Source organism: Alcanivorax sp. (assembly GCF_017794965.1).
GTDB lineage: Bacteria > Pseudomonadota > Gammaproteobacteria > Pseudomonadales > Alcanivoracaceae > Alcanivorax.
On the sequence record NZ_CP051240.1, the window covers coordinates 3,574,416 to 3,595,559 of the forward strand.

The 21,144-nt window shown below is 55.5% G+C and carries 17 protein-coding genes; 12 read left to right on the forward strand and 5 right to left on the reverse strand.

Going from position 1 to position 21,144, the window contains the following annotated elements:
* Positions 1-43: 43 nt before the first annotated feature.
* The 3 genes from gmhB (at position 44) to HF945_RS15685 (ending at position 2,300) form a co-directional block, all read left to right on the forward strand.
* Entirely contained in the window at positions 44-586 is a 543-nt protein-coding gene (gene gmhB, locus HF945_RS15675) for a D-glycero-beta-D-manno-heptose 1,7-bisphosphate 7-phosphatase (RefSeq protein ID WP_290523500.1), read from the forward strand.
* Positions 587-588: 2 nt separating this feature from the next.
* Complete coding sequence (locus HF945_RS15680) at positions 589-1,326, forward strand: lysophospholipid acyltransferase family protein (RefSeq protein ID WP_290523501.1); 738 nt, start codon at positions 589-591, stop codon at positions 1,324-1,326.
* 617 nt (positions 1,327-1,943) lie between these two features.
* Entirely contained in the window at positions 1,944-2,300 is a 357-nt protein-coding gene (locus HF945_RS15685; RefSeq protein ID WP_290523502.1) for an H-NS histone family protein, read from the forward strand.
* 267 nt (positions 2,301-2,567) lie between these two features.
* Here HF945_RS15685 and gyrB read toward each other — a convergent pair whose 3' ends face one another.
* The 4 genes from gyrB to dnaA form a co-directional block, all read right to left on the reverse strand.
* Positions 2,568-4,985, reverse strand: coding sequence for a DNA topoisomerase (ATP-hydrolyzing) subunit B (gene gyrB, locus HF945_RS15690; RefSeq protein WP_290523503.1), 2,418 nt, complete (start codon positions 4,983-4,985; stop codon positions 2,568-2,570).
* 9 nt (positions 4,986-4,994) lie between these two features.
* Positions 4,995-6,110 (reverse strand): DNA replication/repair protein RecF, encoded by a 1,116-nt coding sequence (gene recF, locus HF945_RS15695; protein WP_290523504.1) that lies wholly within the window; start codon positions 6,108-6,110, stop codon positions 4,995-4,997.
* Between the two features lie 329 nt (positions 6,111-6,439).
* Positions 6,440-7,540, reverse strand: coding sequence for a DNA polymerase III subunit beta (gene dnaN, locus HF945_RS15700; protein WP_290523505.1), 1,101 nt, complete (start codon positions 7,538-7,540; stop codon positions 6,440-6,442).
* Positions 7,541-7,593: 53 nt separating this feature from the next.
* Complete coding sequence (dnaA, locus tag HF945_RS15705) at positions 7,594-9,009, reverse strand: chromosomal replication initiator protein DnaA (RefSeq protein WP_290523506.1); 1,416 nt, start codon at positions 9,007-9,009, stop codon at positions 7,594-7,596.
* 644 nt (positions 9,010-9,653) lie between these two features.
* On the opposite strand from dnaA, the gene rpmH reads away from it, so the two are divergent.
* The 8 genes from rpmH (at position 9,654) to HF945_RS15745 (ending at position 19,723) form a co-directional block, all read left to right on the forward strand.
* The gene (gene rpmH / locus HF945_RS15710) at positions 9,654-9,788 is read left to right on the forward strand and encodes a 50S ribosomal protein L34 (protein ID WP_008929683.1); all 135 of its coding nucleotides are present in this window, start codon (positions 9,654-9,656) and stop codon (positions 9,786-9,788) included.
* A 36-nt stretch (positions 9,789-9,824) separates the two neighbouring features.
* On the forward strand, positions 9,825-10,190 hold the full coding sequence (gene rnpA, locus HF945_RS15715) for a ribonuclease P protein component (protein WP_290523507.1): 366 nt from the start codon (positions 9,825-9,827) through the stop codon (positions 10,188-10,190).
* A gap of 40 nt (positions 10,191-10,230) precedes the next feature.
* Positions 10,231-11,961, forward strand: coding sequence for a membrane protein insertase YidC (yidC, locus tag HF945_RS15720; RefSeq protein WP_290523508.1), 1,731 nt, complete (start codon positions 10,231-10,233; stop codon positions 11,959-11,961).
* Positions 11,962-12,064: 103 nt separating this feature from the next.
* Positions 12,065-13,435, forward strand: coding sequence for a tRNA uridine-5-carboxymethylaminomethyl(34) synthesis GTPase MnmE (gene mnmE, locus HF945_RS15725; protein ID WP_290523509.1), 1,371 nt, complete (start codon positions 12,065-12,067; stop codon positions 13,433-13,435).
* Between the two features lie 331 nt (positions 13,436-13,766).
* Positions 13,767-15,179 (forward strand): hypothetical protein, encoded by a 1,413-nt coding sequence (locus tag HF945_RS15730; protein WP_290523510.1) that lies wholly within the window; start codon positions 13,767-13,769, stop codon positions 15,177-15,179.
* Between the two features lie 492 nt (positions 15,180-15,671).
* The gene (locus HF945_RS15735) at positions 15,672-16,988 is read left to right on the forward strand and encodes a hypothetical protein (protein WP_290523511.1); all 1,317 of its coding nucleotides are present in this window, start codon (positions 15,672-15,674) and stop codon (positions 16,986-16,988) included.
* 13 nt (positions 16,989-17,001) lie between these two features.
* Positions 17,002-17,706: a hypothetical protein gene (locus HF945_RS15740; protein ID WP_290523512.1), complete on the forward strand. Its 705-nt coding sequence runs from the start codon at positions 17,002-17,004 to the stop codon at positions 17,704-17,706.
* Positions 17,696-19,723 (forward strand): DUF6160 family protein, encoded by a 2,028-nt coding sequence (locus tag HF945_RS15745; protein WP_290523513.1) that lies wholly within the window; start codon positions 17,696-17,698, stop codon positions 19,721-19,723. The genes HF945_RS15740 and HF945_RS15745 overlap by 11 nt, the downstream gene beginning before the upstream one ends.
* Before the next feature lie 70 nt (positions 19,724-19,793).
* On the opposite strand, the gene HF945_RS15750 is transcribed toward HF945_RS15745, so the two are convergent.
* Positions 19,794-20,345, reverse strand: coding sequence for a carboxymuconolactone decarboxylase family protein (locus HF945_RS15750; RefSeq protein ID WP_290523514.1), 552 nt, complete (start codon positions 20,343-20,345; stop codon positions 19,794-19,796).
* Between the two features lie 164 nt (positions 20,346-20,509).
* On the opposite strand from HF945_RS15750, the gene HF945_RS15755 reads away from it, so the two are divergent.
* Positions 20,510-21,112, forward strand: coding sequence for a TetR/AcrR family transcriptional regulator (locus tag HF945_RS15755; RefSeq protein WP_290523515.1), 603 nt, complete (start codon positions 20,510-20,512; stop codon positions 21,110-21,112).
* The last annotated feature ends 32 nt before the right edge of the window (positions 21,113-21,144 follow it).

Below are 21,144 nucleotides of genomic sequence, written 5' to 3' on the forward strand. Positions count from 1 at the left end.
TTCAACTTTAAACTCGACTCAACCCGGACCAGACTGCCAAATCATGAACAAACTCATCATCCTCGACCGCGACGGGGTCATCAACGAAGACTCCGATGCCTACATCAAGTCCGTGGACGAGTGGATCCCGATTCCCGGCAGCATTGACGCTATTACCCGGCTCAGCAAGGCAGGCTATACCGTGGTGGTAGCCACCAACCAGTCCGGGATTGGCCGTGGTTATTATGATGAAGCCACGCTGGAAGCCATGCACCAGCGGCTACGGGATCTGGTGGCAGAGCAGGGTGGTGCACTGGGCAAGATCTATCACTGCCCCCACGCCCCGGACGAAGGCTGCGACTGCCGCAAACCGCTGCCCGGCCTGATTGACCAGATTGTTACCGATTATGGCGATGTGGCCGGCGCCCCCCTGATTGGTGATAGTCTTAGGGATCTGCAAGCCGGGATTTCCCGTCACTGCCAACCGGTGCTGGTACTCACCGGTAAAGGGCAAAAGACCCTGGACAAGGGACTGCCCGACTCCCTGGGTAACGTGGCGATTTTCAGTTCACTTGCTGACTTTGTTGATGACACCTTGAAGGACTAGGTATGCAGCACGACACACCGTCGCTGTCGATCAAGGTTCGCAGCGCGCTGTTTTTCGTGCTGTATAACCTTGCCGGTATTCTCTACAGTTTTCTCTGCGTGCTGATCGGCCCTTTCCTGCCGCTCAAGCCCCGTCACCGGTTCATTAATGGCTGGACCCGTTGCGCCATGTGGCTGGACCGGCATCTGAACCGGGTGCAGGTGAAGCTGGAGGGCGCAGAGCATCTGCCTGACGAACCCTGCCTGATCCTCGCCAATCACCAAAGCAGCTGGGAAACTTTCTACCTGCAAACCCTGGTTTGCCCCCAGACTACGGTGGTAAAACGTGAGCTGCTGTGGGTGCCGTTTTTTGGCTGGGGCCTGGCCCTGCTCAACCCGATCCGGATTGACCGAAGCAAGGGTAATGCTGCCCTCAAGTCCCTGCTCAAACAGGGCAAGGAACGTCTTCAGCAAGGACTCCCCGTTGTTATTTTCCCCGAAGGCACACGGCAACAACCCGGCACCATGGGGAAATTCAACCATGGTGGCACCATGCTGGCCTGCCAGGCTGGCGTCCCGGTAGTAGCGATAAGCCATAACAGTGGCGACTGCTGGCCCAAAGGGACCTGGATCCGCTACCCCGGCACCGTCACGGTACGCATCAGCCCGCTGATACAGACCGAAGGAAAGAAAGCCCAGCAGGTGACGTCAGATGTGCAGGCATGGATTCGGGATAATTATCCTGGTGAGCTTTCTGAATAAACATCAGCGACAAGCTACGAGCTTCGAGCTGCAAGGAAAATCAAAAACCTGACACTCCTGCAGCCCCGGCCGGCAACAATGCTGGATCCGTGCTGTAGGAATTCCCTTGAGATTCTAACGAGGTCCTGTGCCAGCTGCATCTCAGCTCCTCGCTGTCGCTCGGTTCGCACCTCAAGTGGTGCTCCTACAAATCGAACAGCGTTTCTGGAATCCTTACCTCGCTTGGGCTCGGATCGCCCAGACAAGCTCGTTATTCGCTTCGCTCACCCCTTCGGGGCCGCACTCCGTGCGTTACTCCACTTCGCTACGTTCCTACAGTGGCTTCGTAGAAACGCCGGTTCCTTTGTAGGAGCCCAGCTTGCCTGGGCGAATCGGGCAGCTAAAAAAACCGCCCAGCCCCGGGAACTTTTAGACCTTTCTTATTTCAATCGAACGTAGCTTGTAGCTTGTAGCTTGTAGCTTGTAGCTTGTAGCTTGTAGCTCGTAGCTCGTAGCTCGTAGCTCGTAGCTCGTAGCTCGTAGCTGACAGCATTTTAAGCTAACCCCTTATTGCTATCCCTCCTTAAAATAACTACAGTCATTCGCGCATTTTAACGACTACTCACAAGGGTAAAGTAATGACCATCAATCTTGATGAACTTTCCATCGACGAACTGGAAAAACTGATCAAGCAGGCAGAATCTGCACTGGAAAAGAAGCGTAAGGCTGAGCTGAAAAATGCCCAGGCAGTGCTGGAAAAGATGGCCAAGGAACTGGGCGTTGATCCTTCCGAGCTCCTCAAGGGTGCCAATGACAAGAAGGCACCGCGCAAGAAGCGCGCAGGCAAGAAAAAAGCCGGCGTTCGCAAGCCTGCTGCAGTGAAGTACCGCGATCCCAATAACAGCAGCAACACCTGGACCGGCCGCGGCAAACGCCCCCTGTGGCTCCAGGACGCCCTGAGCAAAGGCGCCAAGCTGGAAGATTTTGCGGTATAAGTAAGAGACGCCGCACGCTTCACGCAACAGGCACCACGCAAAACAAAAAAGCGAACCCACAGGGTTCGCTTTTTTTATTGGTTCATCGCCAATTATCACGCAACAGCGTTCTTGCAAGAGGCCTGGATCAGAAGCCGTCTTACCACAAAGGGCACCGAGATCACTGAGGAAATGAAGGTTCTAACCTCTGTGTACTCTGAGCCCTCCGTGGTTAATCTGCTTTTCGCCTTCAGCGTGAAGCATGATGCATGTTGCTTGATGCGTTAATTACACATCCAGATTCGATACCTGCAGCGCATTGGACTCGATGAACTGTCGGCGCGGGTCCACGTCATCGCCCATCAGGCAGGTGAAGATCTGGTCCGCTGCGATGGCGTCTTCGATGGTCACCTGCAACATCCGGCGACTTTCCGGATCCATGGTGGTTTCCCACAGCTGTTCAGCATTCATTTCACCCAAGCCTTTGTAGCGCTGGATAGCCGTGCCACGACGGGCCTGAGCCATCAGCCACTCCAAGGCATCGGAAAAGTGCCGGATGGGGCGCTGTGTCTCTCCACGCTGGATATAGGCATCCGCGGCCAGCAGACCTTCCAGGGTTTCCCCCAACGCCTTAATTTTCTGGTAGTCAGGAGACTGTAGAAAATCGATGGTGACCCGGTATTCGCGGGGTACACCGTGAGCAAGCACTTGCACACGTGGCAAGAACAACCCGCGTTCCTCATCTTTGGCGGCGGTGATAGTGAAAGTCTGGGTGGCATCGGTGATAGCATCCACACGCTTGCCCAGAGCTTCACACCAGCTTTCCATTCCCCCCTGATCCTTGAGGCTGTCTTCGCTCAGGGAGGGCATGTAGATCATTTGCTCCAGCACTTCCTCCGGGAAGACACGGGACTGACGATCAACAATTTTCATCACATTGCGGTATTCCGCAATCAGATTGGCCAATGGCTCACCACTGATCGGCGGCGCATCATCACCGGGGTACAAGGCTGTCTTATCCAGCGCCAGAGTCGTGAGGTACTCCTCCATGGCCGGATCATCCTTGAGATAGGTTTCCTGTTTGCCTTTCTTCACCTTGTAGAGCGGCGGCTGGGCAATATACACATAACCACGTTCAATCAGTTCCGGCATCTGACGGAAGAAGAAGGTGAGCAGCAAAGTCCGAATGTGGGAACCATCCACGTCCGCATCCGTCATGATGATAATGCGGTGGTAACGCAGCTTTTCCACGTCGTATTCGTCACGACCGATACCACAGCCCAGTGCGGTAATCAGGGTGCCCACTTCCTGGGAGGAGAGCATCTTGTCGAAGCGCGCCTTCTCCACATTCAGGATCTTGCCTTTCAGCGGAAGAATTGCCTGGTTCTTGCGGTCGCGGCCCTGTTTGGCAGAGCCCCCCGCAGAATCACCCTCCACAATATAGAGTTCGGACTGGGCTGGGTCTTTCTGCTGGCAATCTGCCAACTTGCCGGGCAGGCCAGCAATATCCAGTGCGCCTTTACGGCGGGTCATTTCCCGGGCCTTGCGCGCCGCATCACGGGCACGTGCAGCATCAATGATCTTCTGGGTAATGGCCTTGGCTTCGTTGGGGTTTTCCAGCAAGTAATCCTGGAACAGTTCGCCCATGGTCTGTTCAACCGCGCCTTTCACCTCGGAAGACACCAGCTTGTCCTTGGTCTGGCTGGAGAACTTGGGATCCGGCACCTTCACGGAAATCACCGCGGTGAGCCCCTCACGGGCATCATCGCCGGACGGGTTGGCCTTTTCTTTCTTGAGCAGGCCTTCCTTGTCCATGTAGTTATTCAGGGTACGGGTGAGGGCGCCCCGGAAACCTGCCAGGTGAGTACCACCATCCCGCTGGGGAATGTTATTGGTAAAGCAGAAGATGTTTTCCTGGTAGGAGTCGTTCCACTGCATGGCCACTTCCACTGCAATACCGTCTTCTTCACGGTCATATTGGAAGTGAAACACCTGATTCAGCGGCGTTTTGTTCTCGTTGAGGAAGCTGACAAAGGCGCTCAAGCCACCTTCATACTCGAAGATTTCCTCTTCGCCGCTACGCTCATCCTTCAGGTGAATACGTACACCGGAGTTCAAGAAACTCAGTTCCCGTAGACGCTTGGCGAGAATATCGTAGTGGAACTTGATATTGCTGAATGTCTCGGCAGAGGGGCGGAAGTGGATGCTGGTACCGCTGGAATCGGTGTTACCCACAACTTCCAGAGGCTTGTCCGGCACACCGTGGCGGTAAACCTGCTCATGGACCTGGCCATTACGGCGAATCGTCAGCTTCAACTCTTCAGAGAGCGCGTTCACCACAGACACCCCCACACCATGGAGACCACCGGATACCTTATAGGTATTGTCGTCGAACTTACCGCCAGCGTGGAGAACGGTCAGAATCACCTCAGCGGCGGAAACACCTTCTTCCTCATGGATATCTGTCGGAATCCCACGGCCATTATCCTGAATGGAAACGGACTCATCCGGGTGGATAACCACCTTGATCTCGGAACAGAAGCCCGCCAGCGCCTCATCAATGGAGTTATCGACTACCTCAAACACCATGTGGTGCAGGCCGGTACCGTCATCCGTGTCACCGATGTACATGCCGGGGCGTTTGCGAACGGCATCCAACCCTTTCAGCACCTTAATGCTGGATGAATCGTAATTTTTCTCCGCCATGCTCTATCCTTATTCACTCCCGGTTGGCGTCAGCTGCCGCAAGCGGCCATGTTCCACGTGGAACATTCTGCTTTCCACCGTCTGTAGTGCGTTGTTGTCATTCACCACTGCCGCCCAAGCGGGTTCATCCAGGGCGGTAATCAATGTTTGGTGTCCTGTGCCGGCAAGGTAGCCAAGCAATCGGTTCCGATGTTCCTCGTCCAGCTCTGCGGCCAGATCATCCACAAGCAGGGTACACACCTTGCCCGCGTTACTGATCAGAGGCAGTTGCGCCAACATCAGGCTGTAGGCCATCAACTTGGCCTGGCCGCGGGAAACCCGATCCCGCGCCACCACGCCGCCAACCATGATCCGGATATCACTCCGGTGAAAACCGGCCTGACTAAATCCTCGACGGCAATCATCCTGGCGCAAACGCTGTAAGGCATCCAGCGTGGTTTCATCTTTTTGCAGCCCGGTCTGTAGCTGTATTCGGACCTTCAGCTCCGGGGATAGCACTGCCATCACCTGGTTCAAACCGTCCTGCAAGGCAGCCAGATATGCTCTGCGTAACCCTTCGATTCTATCAGAACTCTCAGCCAGTTGCTGGTCCCAAAAGCCCAATTCTCGTGGGTTTATGACCCCTGAGCGCAACAGGGCATTACGTTGCTTTAATGCCGCGGAGGCATGGCGCCAGAGGGGCATGAACTGATGTTCCACGTGGAACATTCCCCAGTCCATAAAGCGACGCCGAAGGGATGAACTGCCGAAAACAAGGTCAACCGAGGCAGGATGAAGCGCAAGCACTGGGAGGAGGGCAGCCACTTCACTGAGTGCCTTGGGTGTCTGGCCATCGAGCTTCAGAGCGTCAATGCCTCCAGGTGTACGCCTGACACCCAAACGGTGACGCTGCTCACCCGCATCCACCTCGGCGTAGAGCGTGGCCGCATCAGCCCCATCACGCACCAAACGGGAAAGCCGCCCGCCACGGAAGGATCGACCACCACTACCAATAAAGTACACAGCCTCAAGCAGACTGGTCTTCCCGCTCCCATTATCACCCAGGATGACATTCAGGGAAGGGGACAGGGACAGGTCGGCATGACGGTAATTACGAAAATCCCCAAGCTGGAGACGAGTCAGCATAAACCCGGGATCCTATGGGCAGCGGTACAGGCAAGTGATTTCATCCACAGATTGTATCGCAGGAGCAAAGGCGCTGCCCGCCTTTAACCACAGGCTAACCACCCACACCCGCACACACCTTACCCACAAAACTATCCACAGGTGGAAAAGCTAGCTTCTCGTAGCTCGTAGCCATTAGAAATGGATCATGAAATTGAGGAAAACAGAGGCAGGCAAAGAGCCCCTCTAAGGATAAGCTCGATTCTGCATGAAGCGTCTCTGCCCCCGCAGAGCAGCCACAAAAAACCCGGCATATAGCCGGGCCTTTTGCTGGATCTGATGTGGACTGATCAGAGGCGCATGGGCATGACCACGTAGAGGGCCGCCTTGCTTTCCGGATCAAACACCAGGGCACTGCTGTTGCTGTCGCCCATTTCCAGCTCCGCCTGGGTGCCATTCATGGTGTTAAGCACGTCCAGCAAGTAGCTCACATTGAAGCCGATTTCCAGGGGTTGGCCGTTGAAGTCCACGGACACCTCTTCTTCCGCTTCTTCCTGTTCCGGGTTGTTGGCCACGATACGCAGGCTGCCTTCCGACAACTGCACCCGCACGCCACGGTATTTCTCATTGGAAAGGATAGCCACCCGGGCGAGAGCCTGGCGCAGTGTCTCGCGATCGGCAATCACATGACGCGTGCCTTCCTTGGGGATCACACGGTCGTATTCCGGGAACTTGCCATCCACCAGCTTGGAGGTGAACGTGATCGCCCCGACCACAATCCGCACATGGTTGCGGCCGATGGTCAGGCGGGCCTGTTCGCCAGCGTCGCCGAGAATACGGGACAACTCCATGACACCCTTGCGGGGCAGAATCACAGAGGCTTCCTCCACCGGTGCTTCCAGTTCCGCGTCACACAGCGCGAGACGGTGACCGTCAGTGGCTACCGCACGCAGGCGACCCGGCTTCAGCTCGAACAGCATACCGTTCAGGTAGTAACGCACATCCTGCTGAGCCATGGAAAAGGCAGTGCGATCGATCAGGCTGCGCAGCACACCAGGCTGGATATCCAGGGTGGAGCCAGTGGCATCCTCATCCTGACTGGGAAACTCGGACGCTGGCAGGGTAGACAGGGTAAAACGGCTGCGTCCGGAACGCACCAGCATACGCTCGCCATCGACTTCAAACCGGATCTCCGCTTCCGCCGGCAGGCTCTTGGCAATGTCGACCAGCTTTCGGGCCGGCACAGTGGTTTCGCCTGGCTGCAGTTCACCTTCCAGTGGCAACCGGGCCACCAGCTCCAGCTCCAGGTCGGTGCCAGTCATGGAAAGCTGGCCGTCCCCGACTTCCAGCAGGACGTTGGACAGCACCGGCAGGGTTTGCCGCTTTTCCACCACAGCCGCCACCTGCTGCAAGGGCTTGAGGAGCTGTTCTCTATTGATTGAGAATTTCATCGCGCTTTCCCGTTCTGGTTATCAGGGCTTACCCTTCCATTTTTTTACCCTGCTCAGGACGTCAGTGTCCGCAACAGGTTCTGATAATCTTCTTCGATTTCCGGGTTGGATTCTCGCAGTTCCAACACCTTGCGGCAGGCATGCAACACCGTGGTGTGATCCCGGCCACCAAAATTCTCGCCAATCTCAGGAAGCGAATGACTGGTCAATTCCTTGGACAGCGCCATGGCCACCTGTCGGGGCCGCGCCACCGAGCGGGTCCGACGTGGCGACAGCAGGTCGTTGATCTTGATCTTGTAGTATTCCGCAACAATGCGCTGAATATTGTCGATACTGATCTGCCGAGCCTGCAGCGCGATCAGATCCTTGAGCGCTTCCTTGATCAGGCCGATATCAATCTGGGCCCCGGTGAAACGCACATGGGCAATAACCCGCCGTAGCGCCCCCTCCAGTTCCCGTACATTAGACCGGATACGCTGGGCAATAAAGAAGGCTGCATCATTGGGCAGATCGACTTTCGCTTCCTCAGCCTTCTTCTTCAGGATCGCTACCCGGGTTTCCAGCTCCGGCGGTTCCATGGGCTGGGACAGCCCCCAGCCAAACCGGCTTTTCAGACGCTCCTCAAGCCCATCCACTTCCTTGGGGAACTTGTCACAGGTCAGGATGATCTGCTGACCATTCTCAAGCAGCGCATTAAAGGTATGGAAGAACTCTTCCTGCGACTGCTCCTTGCCTGCAAAAAACTGAATATCATCAATCAACAAGGCGTCCACGCTGCGGTAGAAACGCTTGAACTCATTGATGGTCTTGTTACGCAGGGCAGAAATCATGTCTGCCACAAAGCGCTCACTGTGCAGGTAGACTACCTTGGCATTGGGGTTACGACGAATCAGCTCGTTACCCACGGCATGCATCAGGTGGGTCTTGCCAAGGCCTACACCGCCGTAGAGCAACAAGGGGTTATAGCCATGGCTGGCCGGGTTCTCGGCCACTTGCTGGGCCGCTGCGGCCGCCATACGGTTGGACTTGCCCTCAACGAAGGTAGCAAAGGTAAAACCGGTATTCAGATTACTGCGATGCTTGCGTGCACCGCCGATCTCGCCCTGTGGCACCTGAGGACGGTTGTCGGCAGGTTCCGGGGTACGTATCGGCCCGGCAGGCGTAACCGCGCTATTATTCGCGGGCTGCGGGGCTGGCACAGGGGGGGGCGCAGGCGCACGGCTGGACCCCACTTCCAGGCGCAGATGGGGGAGAGCGCCGGTCTGCATTTCCCCCAGCACTTCGCCAATGCGCTCCAGGTACTTGTCTCGTACCCAGTCCACCACAAAGCGATTGGGGGCAAACAGGGTCAGCTCTGCGCCATCTGCGGAAGCCGCCACCTGCAGGGGACGAATCCACATATTGTACTGCTGCGACGGCAACTCATCCTCGAGCCGCGTCAGACAGCGTTGCCAGAGCTCTTCAGACACAAAACCGCCTTGCTCATAAAGAAATGAAAACGAGGGCAAACCCCTCAATCGAGCCAGCCATTCTACCCTCACAATCACACACCTATCCACAGGCTCCAGGGCTTTTTTTTCTTCGATCATGCTGTGGATAACTAGGCCCATAACCCTGTGCAGGGGCGCAGGGACAACCCGGTGGAAAACTGCGTGGATGAGTTATACCCACATTTAATGACAGCCCGTCCCCGTCTCCCCCCCAGTTCACACACACGGTTCTACGCAAGTTGTTAACCATGCAGGCCATTGAAAAATATAAGGAAAGCATGCTTATCCACAGAAAACGGCGTCCCTTATAATTACTAATACAATCAATAAATACTTAAATAATTTAATTCTATTAACAGTGACCGTTTCAAAAAGGCTGTGCAGCGGTGAAATTCCTGAAACACCTCCATAACGGACCAGGAACGGAGGCCGCTGCGACAAAATAAGAGAGCCCGATTCCCATCATTCCGTTTGCCAGCCCTGCCAACCACAACATGTTGTGATAGCCCAACAACCATGCTGATTTGCTGGGACTGTAGCGCGATTACCCATTGACACTGACCGGCCTATTCCATAGACTTGCCGCCCTTCTGAAATGCTGTTACTAGCACAGGTAAGCGAACATGAAACGTACATTCCAGCCCAGCGTACTCAAGCGCAAGCGCGCCCACGGTTTCCGTGCCCGCATGGCCACCAAGAACGGTCGCAAGGTTCTGGCCGCTCGTCGTGCCAAGGGTCGCAAGCGGTTGGCTGCCTAAGCCAACCGTTTTTCCGTCCCTCCGGCAGAGGTAACAGTGCCCGGCTCTCTGGCCTTTACCCGCCAACACCGACTTCTTACCGGTTCCCAATATCAAACCGTCTTTGACCACCCCAAATGGAAGGTGGGCAATGCGGTGTTCCTGCTATTGGCAACACCCAGCGATCAACCCTGCCCACGCCTGGGCCTGGTGATTGGCCGCAAGCGCGCAAAACGTGCTGTTGACCGGGGTTGTGTCAAGCGACGTGCCCGTGAACAGTTCCGGCTGCGACAGGACGCGCTGGCCGGCCTGGACATCATTTTGTTGGTACGCGGACGGGTGGATCACCCGGATCCTGCCCAGGTGACCCTCCAACTTGGTCAACTATTCGACAAGCTGCTTGCTAAGTGTCGGCAAGCTTGAGAAACTGCGGCCCGTTTTTCACGCCACTGACAAGCCATTTATGGAAATCCAGCGCGCTCTCGTGATCACCGGCATTGCCGTCGTCTCCTACCTGATGATTCAGGCCTGGCAGCAGGACTATGCCAACCCCGCCACCCCCACTCCGGTAGAGGAAGTGGCCGAGGCCAATAGCCTGCCCGGCGATGATCTTCCTGCACCGCAGTCTGAAGACAGTACCGTGCCCAATGCCCCTCAGGACACGGCACAGGCCCCCCTGAGCGAGGCCGCCCCGACGGCAGATGCAGAGCCTTCTTCTGCCAAGATTGAAGTCAGCACCGATGTGCTGCGTGTGGAAATTGATCCGCGCGGTGGCGACATTGTTCGCCTTTCGCTGCCTGAATACCCGAACCATGTGGATACGCCGGATCAGCCTTTTGTGTTGATGCAGCAAACCAATGCCAGCACCTATGTGGCGCAAAGCGGTCTGGTGGGCAAGAACGGTACCGATTCCAGCAAGGGCCGCCCGCAGTGGTCTGCCGAACAGACCCGCTATCAGCTGCGCGACGGGGCACAGGAACTGAACGTGGATCTGACCCTGACCCAGGATAACGGGGCGCAGATCATCAAGCGCTACACCTTTGAAAAAGGCAGTTATCTGGTGCGTGTCAGCCATGTGGTGCGCAACCAGGGGGCGCAGCCCTGGAGCGGCGCCCTGTATGGCCAGATCAAGCGTGATGGCGGTGAGGACCCGGGTACCGCCAAGGGCGGCTTTGTCCCCATGCCCACCTACCTTGGTGCGGCGTACTGGGACAGCGAGAAGCCTTATAACAAGCTCGACTTCGATGACATGCAGGAAGACCCGCTCAACCTGACGGTCACCGGTGGCTGGCTTGCCATGGTGCAGCATTATTTTGTCTCTGCCTGGATCCCGGATCCCCAGCAGCGCAATCATTACTCCAGTGTTTACCTGCCCAAGCGTGATCAATACCTGCTTCGCTTTGTGTCCCCCACCATGACGGTGGAGCCCGGTGAAGAAAAAGCCCTGTATGCCGAGTTCTATGCCGGGCCCAAGCAGCAGGATCATCTGGGTGCGATCAGTGATGGCCTTAACATGACCGTGGACTACGGTTGGTTATGGTTCATCTCCCAGCCGATCTTTGCCCTGCTGGTATTCCTGCAGAGTGGCGAGGTATCCGTGTTTGGCATGGATATCGATGTGGGCTTTGGTGTGGGTAACTGGGGTGTGGCCATTATCCTGCTGACCTTCATCATCAAGGCCATCTTCTTCAAGCTCAGTGCCACCAGCTACCGTTCCATGGCGAAAATGCGCAAGGTGGCTCCCGAGATGCAGCGCATCAAGGAGCAGCACAAGAACGATCGCCAGAAAGCGCAGATGGAAACCATGAAACTGTTCCAGCGGGAGAAGATCAATCCGCTGGGCGGTTGTCTGCCCATGCTGGTACAGATGCCGGTATTCATTGCCCTGTACTATGTTCTGCTGGAATCAGTGGAATTGCGCCAGGCGCCCTTCTTCCTGTGGATCAACGACCTGTCGGTGATGGACCCGTACTTCGTGCTGCCGATTCTGATGGGGGCGTCCATGTTCCTGCAGACGCGCCTCAACCCGACCCCTGCTGATCCCATGCAGGCCCAGGTCATGAAGTGGATGCCGGTGGTCTTCTCGGTATTCATGCTGTGGTTCCCGGCCGGTCTGGTGCTCTACTGGCTGACCAACAACATCCTGTCCATTGCCCAGCAGTGGGTGATTACCCGGAACATCGAGAAGGGCTGATGATACGCAGGACGCCTGATACCTGACGCTCGACGAAAAGCCGGTCCCTGACCGGCTTTTTGTTTGCTGGCATCCTGGGTTGCCTCGTCCCTATAATTTCGCCATGTCCAATACTAGCCAAGACACCATTGTTGCCATTGCTACTGCCCCGGGCCGGGGTGGAGTGGGGGTGGTGCGTTTGTCCGGGCCCCAGGCTCTGGCCATCGCAAAAGCGATTTGCGGTGATCGTGAGCTGACCCCGCGTATGGCCCATTTCGCCCGCTTCCGGGATGCCGCCGCGGAGGTGATCGACGAGGGGCTGGCGATCTATTTCCCGGCGCCCAACTCCTTCACTGGCGAAGAGGTGGTGGAGCTACAGGGGCACGGTGGACCGGTGATCCTCGATCTGCTGGTCAAGGCCTGCATTGATGCCGGAGCACGGCAGGCCCGGGCCGGTGAATTCTCCCAGCGGGCCTTTCTCAACGACAAGATGGACCTGACCCAGGCGGAAGCCATTGCCGACCTGATCGATGCCGGCACCGGAGCCTCCGCCCGTGCGGCCCTCCATTCCCTGCAAGGGGCCTTCTCCAACGAAGTGAATCAGCTGGTGGAAGCACTGATCGGCCTGCGTATCTATGTGGAAGCGGCCATCGACTTCCCGGAAGAGGAAATCGATTTTCTCTCCGATGGCAAGGTGGCCAGTGATTTGAACGGGGTTTATCAACAGGCCGAACGGGTACTGGATGAAGCTCGTCAGGGCCGGCTGGTTCGCGAGGGCATGACCCTGGTGATCGCCGGTAAACCCAATGCCGGCAAGTCCTCCCTGATGAATGCCCTGGCTGGATTTGACGCCGCCATTGTCACGGATATCGCTGGCACCACCCGCGACGTGCTGCGCGAGGCCATCCAGCTGGACGGCATGCCGCTCAACCTGATCGATACGGCTGGCCTGCGGGAAAGTGGTGACGTGGTGGAGCAGGAAGGCATCCGCCGCGCCTATGCAGAAATGAAAAAAGCCGACCGGCTACTGGTGATGGTGGATTCCCGGGAAAGCGATATCAATGCACAAGATATCCACAGCTTACTACCACAGAGTCAACAGCAGCTGGAAAACCTGGATTTGCCCGTCACCGTGATCCTCAACAAGGCTGACCTGTCCGGTCTGTCCCCCGGTGCCGCAAAGGACGGCACCTATATATTGTCAGCCTCCACCGGGGAAGGGCTGTCTGACCTGCGCGCCCACCTGAAAGCCGTGGCTGGGTACCAGGGCGAAGGGCAGAGCCGCTTCTCCGCCCGCCGCCGCCATATCACGGCCCTGGAACAGGCCCTCGAAGCCCTCGACAACGGCAAGGCCCAGCTGCACAGTCACGCCGCCGGCGAACTCCTCGCCGAGGACCTGCGCGCCGCCCAGAAAGCCCTGGAAGAAATCACCGGCGCCTTCACCGCCGACGACCTGCTCGGCCGCATCTTCTCCTCCTTCTGCATCGGTAAATAGCAGGCCAGACGCTGGATACCTGAGTCCTGACGAAGAAACCCCATCGCTGCTTCCTGTGGATACGAATACCCGCCTTTGCGCCAAATAACGCGCATCCGGATTTCAACGTTATTGATGCAATGTCAAAGACGAATTTACCGTTCGTCGGGATGTGACTCACTGGTCACCTTTTAAATCAATAACATATAAATGCGTATACAAACTGTTGATTATTGATCGTTGTGTGACCAATGACCTCATTGCAATTTATTCAATGCGATAGTCACCATCTGTGAACGGTTGTTTACAGATAGAAAATAAGAATAAATAAAACGTATAGGGGAGACGCGGGATGACCTTGCTGCATCACCGCACACACAACATCCGTTACCTGGCACGAACAGTCATGCTCGGTGGCCTCCTGATAGCCATGGATAGCCATGCTGCAATGGAGCCAATGGAGGACTCGGCCATGGCTGATGTCAGTGGTGCGGGTATCGCCCTTGGCTTTGAAGACTTCCGCTGGCTCACCAAGCCCACCAGTTATTACGAACAGATGGGCTCTGACCCGGTGGGTGCCAGTACCTTCCAGCGGGCGGATATGCGCTGGTATGGGTTGAGCATCACCGCCATCGGCGAAGGAGCCGGTGGGGCGGCCGGCAACCAGGGCTTCCACTGGGATCAGTCAGGCAACAGTTTTGGCACCCCATGTACCGCAGGTGGACTGGCTTGCCCGCTAGGCGGACAAATCACCAATTTTGCTCCCTATGACAACCCCTATGTCCTTCGCGCCTTTTCGCCTTTTGGTTATTCCTATGAGGGCGATCCACTCAACGAAGTAGCCGGTAGCCCTGACAAAACCGTCTACGAGTATTTGGCACCCACTAATCAGCCTTATTACAACTTTGCGTTCATGGGGGAGATCGAAGCGGGCCGAACCGGTGCGAACGAAAATCTGGCGGTGGGCGCAGGGGAATTTCTGAAAAGCCAGACCCTGATTCAGGGCAATGCGGCGGGCTCAATCTTCCGGATGTTCCAGCACACCCAACCGGGAAACGAAACCTTTGCCATCATGTACCACAGTCATCTGCGTGGTGACTTTCGTTTCTCTGCCGGGCAGGACGCCAGATCATCCAGTGATGAAATCGGTGTACCGGTGATTTTTGATGAAAACGAAGGTCTGCACTTAAAGAACGTAGAAGCCTTTATCGCACTAGGGCAGGCCTTCTATCAAGCGCTCACGTTAGACGCCGTGCCCCAGCAAGACGGGAATTTCATTATGGAAATTCCGTTTCTACGTGACCCCTCTTCCAGCCCGTATGATCCGCTCAACAATGCACAAAGGCATTTTTACAGCTTTGCGGTGGATGAAGATCTTGTTCGTGGCAGTTATGTGTTGGACGGAACCAACTATGAAAACGGTGTAGCTGGGTATATCACTGCACGGCTAGCCTATCTGCACAATATCAACAGCCCCAATGTTGCTGACTACGAACAGCATGTTGTCAACCAGTATGGCGTCAGTCTTTACGATGGCTTCTCGGTGCCCAGGAATGGCTGGCGCAATACAACACCACCCATGGTTATTCCCGCTGGGGCGACTGGACAACCTGCCGTGGCATCGGTTGTCCGGACATGCATGGTGTGGGATCGGCATCTCCCGCATCCCATCCTGATCGCAACACCTACAACAGTACCTCTGACGGGATCTTCTTCCGAAAGTGCACCAACTGTGATGACTTTGATGCTTTTGCGTACATGTTAACGGCGGTTGATGTGCGCCCTGGGAATAGTCAATACACGTGCCCCGGAGGGCAAGGGTGTACTTCAGATGGGTTTAGTCCGCGTGGCATCACATCAAACCGCGATAACGGGTTAGGTGACCTGTATGAAGACTCATATAACGCAAATGGACGTTACTACGCTCGTTCAGATAGCTGTACCGCAACCAGCGGAAATCCCTACCGTTGTGGTTATGGAGGAAGCTATTCCGTTGATGCAGGTGCTGACCACGTTTACGTAAACAACAAGGAGGATCCATCGACAACCTTTGATGTAGCAAGCAGACCTTACACAGAAAACAGGGAGTATAGCTGTGGACCGTTTGGGGCATTTACTTGTGACGAACCAGTACCCAGAGGCATACCGGTTATCCGTACTGATGTGGTCAATATAGGGGACTCCCGTATTGAAGGGTTGCAGATGAATTATATGAAATTTACCAGTTACGGAGCAGGAGGCCCGTAAGGGTAAGACTATGAGTAAAAGAACAATAATAACTATCGCATTGCTGTTGCTATCTTGTTCCGGAGTGAACGCTTTCAATCAACCTGGGTTGGTGGAATTGAAAGAGGATGAACTCAGAGGGGTTTCCGGTCAGGGACTCTTTGTGGCGGATATGGTTGAAGGTGATGAGCTGGCGAACCCCAATGCCTATTCCACGCCGTTCAATTTTTACCGGGTTGGTATGGACGGTGAAATGCAGCTCAATCTCAATATGTCAAAGCTACAGCTAGGCTGCGGCGGTGTGAACGATTTGCTGTCCGGCCATGCCGGCTGCGATATTGATATTGATTATGTGAGCATGATGGGCAGGGATGGGTTCCAGCCTGGCGACCCCCAAAGCCCGGTGGTTCTTGACCGACCTTACATGGAATTTGCCATCAAAAACGATGATATGAGAACCATGCGTGAAGTAGTGGGCATCAAGATTGGTGCTGCCAGTGTAGATGGTTTCATGGCAACAGGACGACGCTACTATCAAGGTGTGGTCAATGAAGAAAACACAGGGTTTGGATCTTCTTGTAACCCATCCTCTTCAACGGGGACCGGCGTCGTTGGATGCCATTCTGGCCTGAATTCCGTCAGCGGGTTTCTGGGTACGGATCTTTCTCTGACAATGCGGGTTATTGCTGATGTCTGTGTGGGTTTTGACATATTGGGTGGCTGCGCTGGGCTACCAATAGGTCTGGATGCTTGGGGGTGTACTGGGAGAACCGCGACGAATAACGACTTATGCGGAACTTCACAGTCGGAATCGGTTTTTGTGGATATTGCCGGGACGAGAATGCAGACCTTGGGACTACGATCTGCTGAACTTCTGCTAACAGGGGATGGGCTGGTTGCAGTAATGGAAGCAATCGGGCTGAACGACGTTTATGCATCATTGAATACTGATGCCAGAAGTATCCATGGTTTGGCTTTTGATAACACGAGTGATTTCTTTCTTTCATTTCAACGTGAACCGGTTGCCTATCCTAGATACTCAAAACAGTCACCGACTCAGGATTTTATTGATGAAGGATCATTCGGAACGGCATTTGATGCTTGTGCAACGAATGATATGGCAACAGCAAGGTGTGACAGTGGCTATGCTGTTCCTGCCAATACTGGGTGGTGGATGAATGCTCCCAGTGCAAGACTGGTCGATGTATATAACGATAATGCAAACTTGGGTCTGCTTGGCGTGGATGCAGTAATCGACCTTTTGGCTGCCCCTGGATATTTAATTAATCATCCTGAATTCGATCTAAATCGCGCGCAAAACTGCTACGGCAGTAGCACCTTCTGTTGAGGGAGGAGGTCACGTGACAAGAATAACGAGCAAGTACATAGCGCTGTTGACAGCCCTGGTTGTCAGCCTGGCACAGGCAGGCAGTCTTGAGCCTCTGAACGACGCAGAAATGGAATCGGTAACCGGTCAGAACGCCATCCAGCTGACTGTCAAAATGCACAACAATGTTCAGGTAAAAGATAACGAGCATGTGCGCTTGTCAATGTGTGAACCTAATGGAGCTGGCTACAGCCCGTGCCGGCTCGGCATGGAGTTCGTGGACAAGGAACGTAACTGGCTGGTGATGAAGCAGTTCTATGGCTATCTGAACCTGACAGACATCCGCCTGGAAGGGGTAAGTCTGCCCACCACGAATACCGCCTATTACGACGAGGATCGTTTCAAGCGCGCTGATGGCAGTTGCATGATTGCCGGCACCTGCAATCCCAGAGGGCTTGCCGCCATTGAAATGCGTTATCCCTCCTCCAAAGGGCCGGGGCAGTATCAGGACATGCAAACCTTTCTGAATATTGGTGCCATGGTCGTGGAGACCAACAATCCCTCAGCGACCTACAGTGATGGCAGTAACCCAAACCGTCCTGATGCCGTCGCAGATTATGGTTTCATGCGCGATCAGACCCAGGGCGTGGCCAATGCCTTCCGGATCAGTGACAGCAGCGGTCCCAATGCCAACATGCAGGTACGGTTTGACGGGAGCACATTGATCTATGGCTTCTAAAACGCTTTATCTGTTAATCGCCCTGCCTGGCGCGGCTATCGCGCTTACTCCCATGGATGATGCCGGTTTGTCCCAGGTGAATGGTCGCGATGGTATCACCGTCAATCTCACCAGTTCGACAGGCATGTCCGCGCAGGAAATGACCTGGGAGACGGATGCCGGGACGGCTCAGCAGGCATTGACCCAACTCACTAATGTAACCCTGGAAGGGAACGGTACCGATCTGTCAGCCAATCTGGTGATGGATGTGGGACATGATGGCACTGACCCCATGTTGTCAATGCAGTACCAGTGGGGGCCAAGCCGTTTCGTGATGGGAGGCATGCAGGTCACCACGCCCACCAATGTGTCCCCCTCTATGGGGCAGGCCGCCTTCTATTCTCAGGGGGCTCTCAACTATGCCAATCGCGGTATCTTTGATAACGACGGTAACAAGGCACGCCTGGATTTCGATCTCACCGGGGACTGGGTGTATCGACAGGGTAACCCTGGCAATGCGGAAATGAGTTTTGGCAATCTGGAGTTTACCAACCGTTTCACCACCGGGGCCGCCAATGGTCACACCGCGGGGGTGGGCACCGTGGCTATCGACAGTAACGGTATCAAGGTGGCCTCGGACTTTACCGAATCCATTCTCCAGTTTGATCTGATGTACAACGATAACCCGGCAACCAGTTTCGAGACTGCGTTGCGTGGCCCGTCTGACATGACGGGCCGTGTACCCATGATGCATGCCGGCTGGATCGGGGGGCTCACTGACACCCTGGTGCGGGTCGATCCCGGCGGGGTTGGGGTGAATGCACTCACTCCACGGACCCAGGGGCTGAATGTGCTGACCCAATGGGGCTTCGACAGTGACTTTATTCTCAACCTGGGCCATGCCGGTGGCAATGACACCCAGCTGCAGTTCCGTGACTGGCGACACCTGGGAACGGGTAGCGGGCCCATGTTGAAAATGAACCTGGCACTGGATGTGCTCCAGGACGATGCCGGTACTGGCGGGTTGTGCTTCGGCGTAACGGGTTTGACCTGTGGCGCCTCCGATTTTTATGACACCCGTGCGGATGATGGCCAATCTGCGTTTGCCATCCTGGTGCGGGATAGCTATCTGCGTGCCTACAGCGAGAGTATCGCCGTGGACAGCCTGGCCAATGTGGACAGCGCTACGGCCTACGACTGGAGCGTGATCCTCACCATGGGCCTGCTGGAGTCAGACATTCTCGTGTATCCCGGTGGTCCTTTTATGGAACCAGAAGGCTTGCGGCTGGATGCGGCGGTGATGGTGCAGTCACCGGGTTATTGGGCGGCGGCCACCAGCAGTGATGCCACCACCCGTGACAATGCCGCTGCCGGCTGGGCCAGCAATTCCCATTTTCTGTTTGCCGATATCGGTGCGGATGTGGCGATTGGCTTGATGAACGTGGATGTGCTGTGGAATGCGGACGACTTCTACTTTCTGTTGGGGCAAACCGATCCCACCTTTCCGGGCCTGCGATCTGGCATGATGTTGGGCACCAATGTGCTTTCCCGCTACCAGGTGCGCGGCTTGCTGGGGGCAGGCAGTCCGTCGAATCTGGGCAGTAATATTGCCAAGATTGCGCTGTGGGATCTTAACCTGTCTGCCAACCAATTCCGCTTTGTGCTCTATCCCACCATTGCGGAAGGTTCAGAAGCCCTGGGCTTTGATGCTTTCATGAATCTGGACGGTTCATCCCACTTCACCCTCGCGGAAGTGTCCAGCCCGCAGTCAGCCTTCCAGCTCTACAACGTGACCGGGAGTCTGGGCTGGGGTAACGGCAGTATCACGGTGCGATCCGAGAATGAAACCGCCGACAATCTGCCCAGTCTGACCATTGCCAATGAATTGTATATTGGTCAGAGCGCTGATTTTGGACAGGGGGCGCCGGATCACCTGGATCCGCTGATTGGCAGCCTTGGGTTCGGGGATCAGAATTATGGTCAGATCGCCATGCCGGGAGGGGTATGGCACAGCGAGATCATTGCCAAAGTTCCGTGATGATTCCTGCACAGTAGCACGCCTGTTTCCGGCCAAGGCCGGAAACAGGTAAAGCTGCTACGAGGCGGTTTTATGCCTCATTCCATGCGAATTTCTTGAAGGGCTCATCAACCGGCGTGTTGGCCAGGTGGTTGGTGTAATTGCTCATCACCTTCTGCGCCAGGCCGAGAATGATCTCGAGGATATGGCGTTTCTCATAGCCTGCCTGAAGAAAGGCGTCTACCGCCGCCTGGTTGACCTCACCCCGCTCCCTAACCACAGAAAGAGTAAAGTCACGCAGTGCTTCCAGTTTGTCGGTTGGCAGAGGTGTTTTGTCACGCAACGCATTGGTGATGTTGTCATCTACCTTCATGGATTTGGCGATCCCGGTATGGGCAGGAACACAGTAGTGGCAGGCATGTTCCACATTGATGGTCTGCCACACCACAGTAATTTCCTCATCGGTAAAACTGGTTTCAAGAAACAGGGAATGCAGTTTCTGATAGCCCTCCAACAATCCCGGCGCTTCCGCCATGACCGCATGCAGGTTCGGGATCATGCCAAAACTTTGCTGTGAAGCCTTCAGAAGGGAATGGCTGGCGTCAGGGGCAGTGTCTTCGGTATGCAATTGAAAGTCTGTCATGGGGGAGACTCCTCAGTGAAGAAAAGTTTTTGAGCGATTGCTCAATATTGGGAGAACCCTAACATCTCTGTGTGCAATCTCAACCTTTTTTTGAGTGAATACTCAAAAATGGAGTAAAATACCCGCAATCGCATATCACCGGGTTACCTGAGGAGGGAAAGGCGTTGCCAAGACCGATGCGCTACGACCGACAGGAGTGTCTGGAAAAAGCCATGGCTCTGTTCTGGGAGAGGGGCTATCACGCTACTTCCATGAAAGACCTGGAGCTGGTGCTTGATATGCGCCCAGGTAGCATCTATGCCGCTTTTGGGAGTAAGGAAGCGCTCTATGGTGAGGCATTGTCACTGTATGCCAGTGGCATGGCCGGTGAGTTTTCCCGCCGGGTTTCATCGGAAAACGGTGTAATCGACGGGCTGGCAAGCTATGTCAGAGAGATGGGCAAGCTGAACCGTGACAAGCTGCCTTCATGTGCCTGCATGCTGGTGAAAGGCCTGCTGGAAACCGGGGAAAGCGATACCCTGCAACAGCAAATCGAGGATAGCCTGGCAGGGATGGAAGGACTGTTCCGGCAGGCGTTTCAGCAAGCGCTGGAAGGCAAGGAATTGGCGCGCGGTGGTGGCGAACGCTATCAGCCGGAGCGTTTGGCGCGATGGCTGCAATGTTCCATTATGGGCCTGCGTGCCTATGCGCAACGCTCAGGCGATCGTCGGGCGCTACAGGCATTGGCGGATGATCTGGCCGATGATGTGGTGAGGCTGAAAGCCTGACCCGTCATCAGCGGGTCAGGACAGATTCTGGT

What these genes read in the sequence shown, in the direction of transcription:
- gmhB (WP_290523500.1), top strand. Translation starts at nt 44, where the DNA reads ATGAACAAACTCATCATCCTCGACCGCGACGGGGTCATCAACGAAGAC.
- HF945_RS15680 (WP_290523501.1), top strand. Translation starts at nt 589, where the DNA reads ATGCAGCACGACACACCGTCGCTGTCGATCAAGGTTCGCAGCGCGCTG.
- HF945_RS15685 (WP_290523502.1), top strand. Translation starts at nt 1,944, where the DNA reads ATGACCATCAATCTTGATGAACTTTCCATCGACGAACTGGAAAAACTG.
- gyrB (WP_290523503.1), bottom strand. Translation starts at nt 4,985, where the DNA reads ATGGCGGAGAAAAATTACGATTCATCCAGCATTAAGGTGCTGAAAGGG.
- recF (WP_290523504.1), bottom strand. Translation starts at nt 6,110, where the DNA reads ATGCTGACTCGTCTCCAGCTTGGGGATTTTCGTAATTACCGTCATGCC.
- dnaN (WP_290523505.1), bottom strand. Translation starts at nt 7,540, where the DNA reads ATGAAATTCTCAATCAATAGAGAACAGCTCCTCAAGCCCTTGCAGCAG.
- rpmH (WP_008929683.1), top strand. Translation starts at nt 9,654, where the DNA reads ATGAAACGTACATTCCAGCCCAGCGTACTCAAGCGCAAGCGCGCCCAC.
- yidC (WP_290523508.1), top strand. Translation starts at nt 10,231, where the DNA reads ATGGAAATCCAGCGCGCTCTCGTGATCACCGGCATTGCCGTCGTCTCC.
- mnmE (WP_290523509.1), top strand. Translation starts at nt 12,065, where the DNA reads ATGTCCAATACTAGCCAAGACACCATTGTTGCCATTGCTACTGCCCCG.
- HF945_RS15730 (WP_290523510.1), top strand. Translation starts at nt 13,767, where the DNA reads ATGACCTTGCTGCATCACCGCACACACAACATCCGTTACCTGGCACGA.
- HF945_RS15735 (WP_290523511.1), top strand. Translation starts at nt 15,672, where the DNA reads ATGAGTAAAAGAACAATAATAACTATCGCATTGCTGTTGCTATCTTGT.
- HF945_RS15745 (WP_290523513.1), top strand. Translation starts at nt 17,696, where the DNA reads ATGGCTTCTAAAACGCTTTATCTGTTAATCGCCCTGCCTGGCGCGGCT.
- HF945_RS15750 (WP_290523514.1), bottom strand. Translation starts at nt 20,345, where the DNA reads ATGACAGACTTTCAATTGCATACCGAAGACACTGCCCCTGACGCCAGC.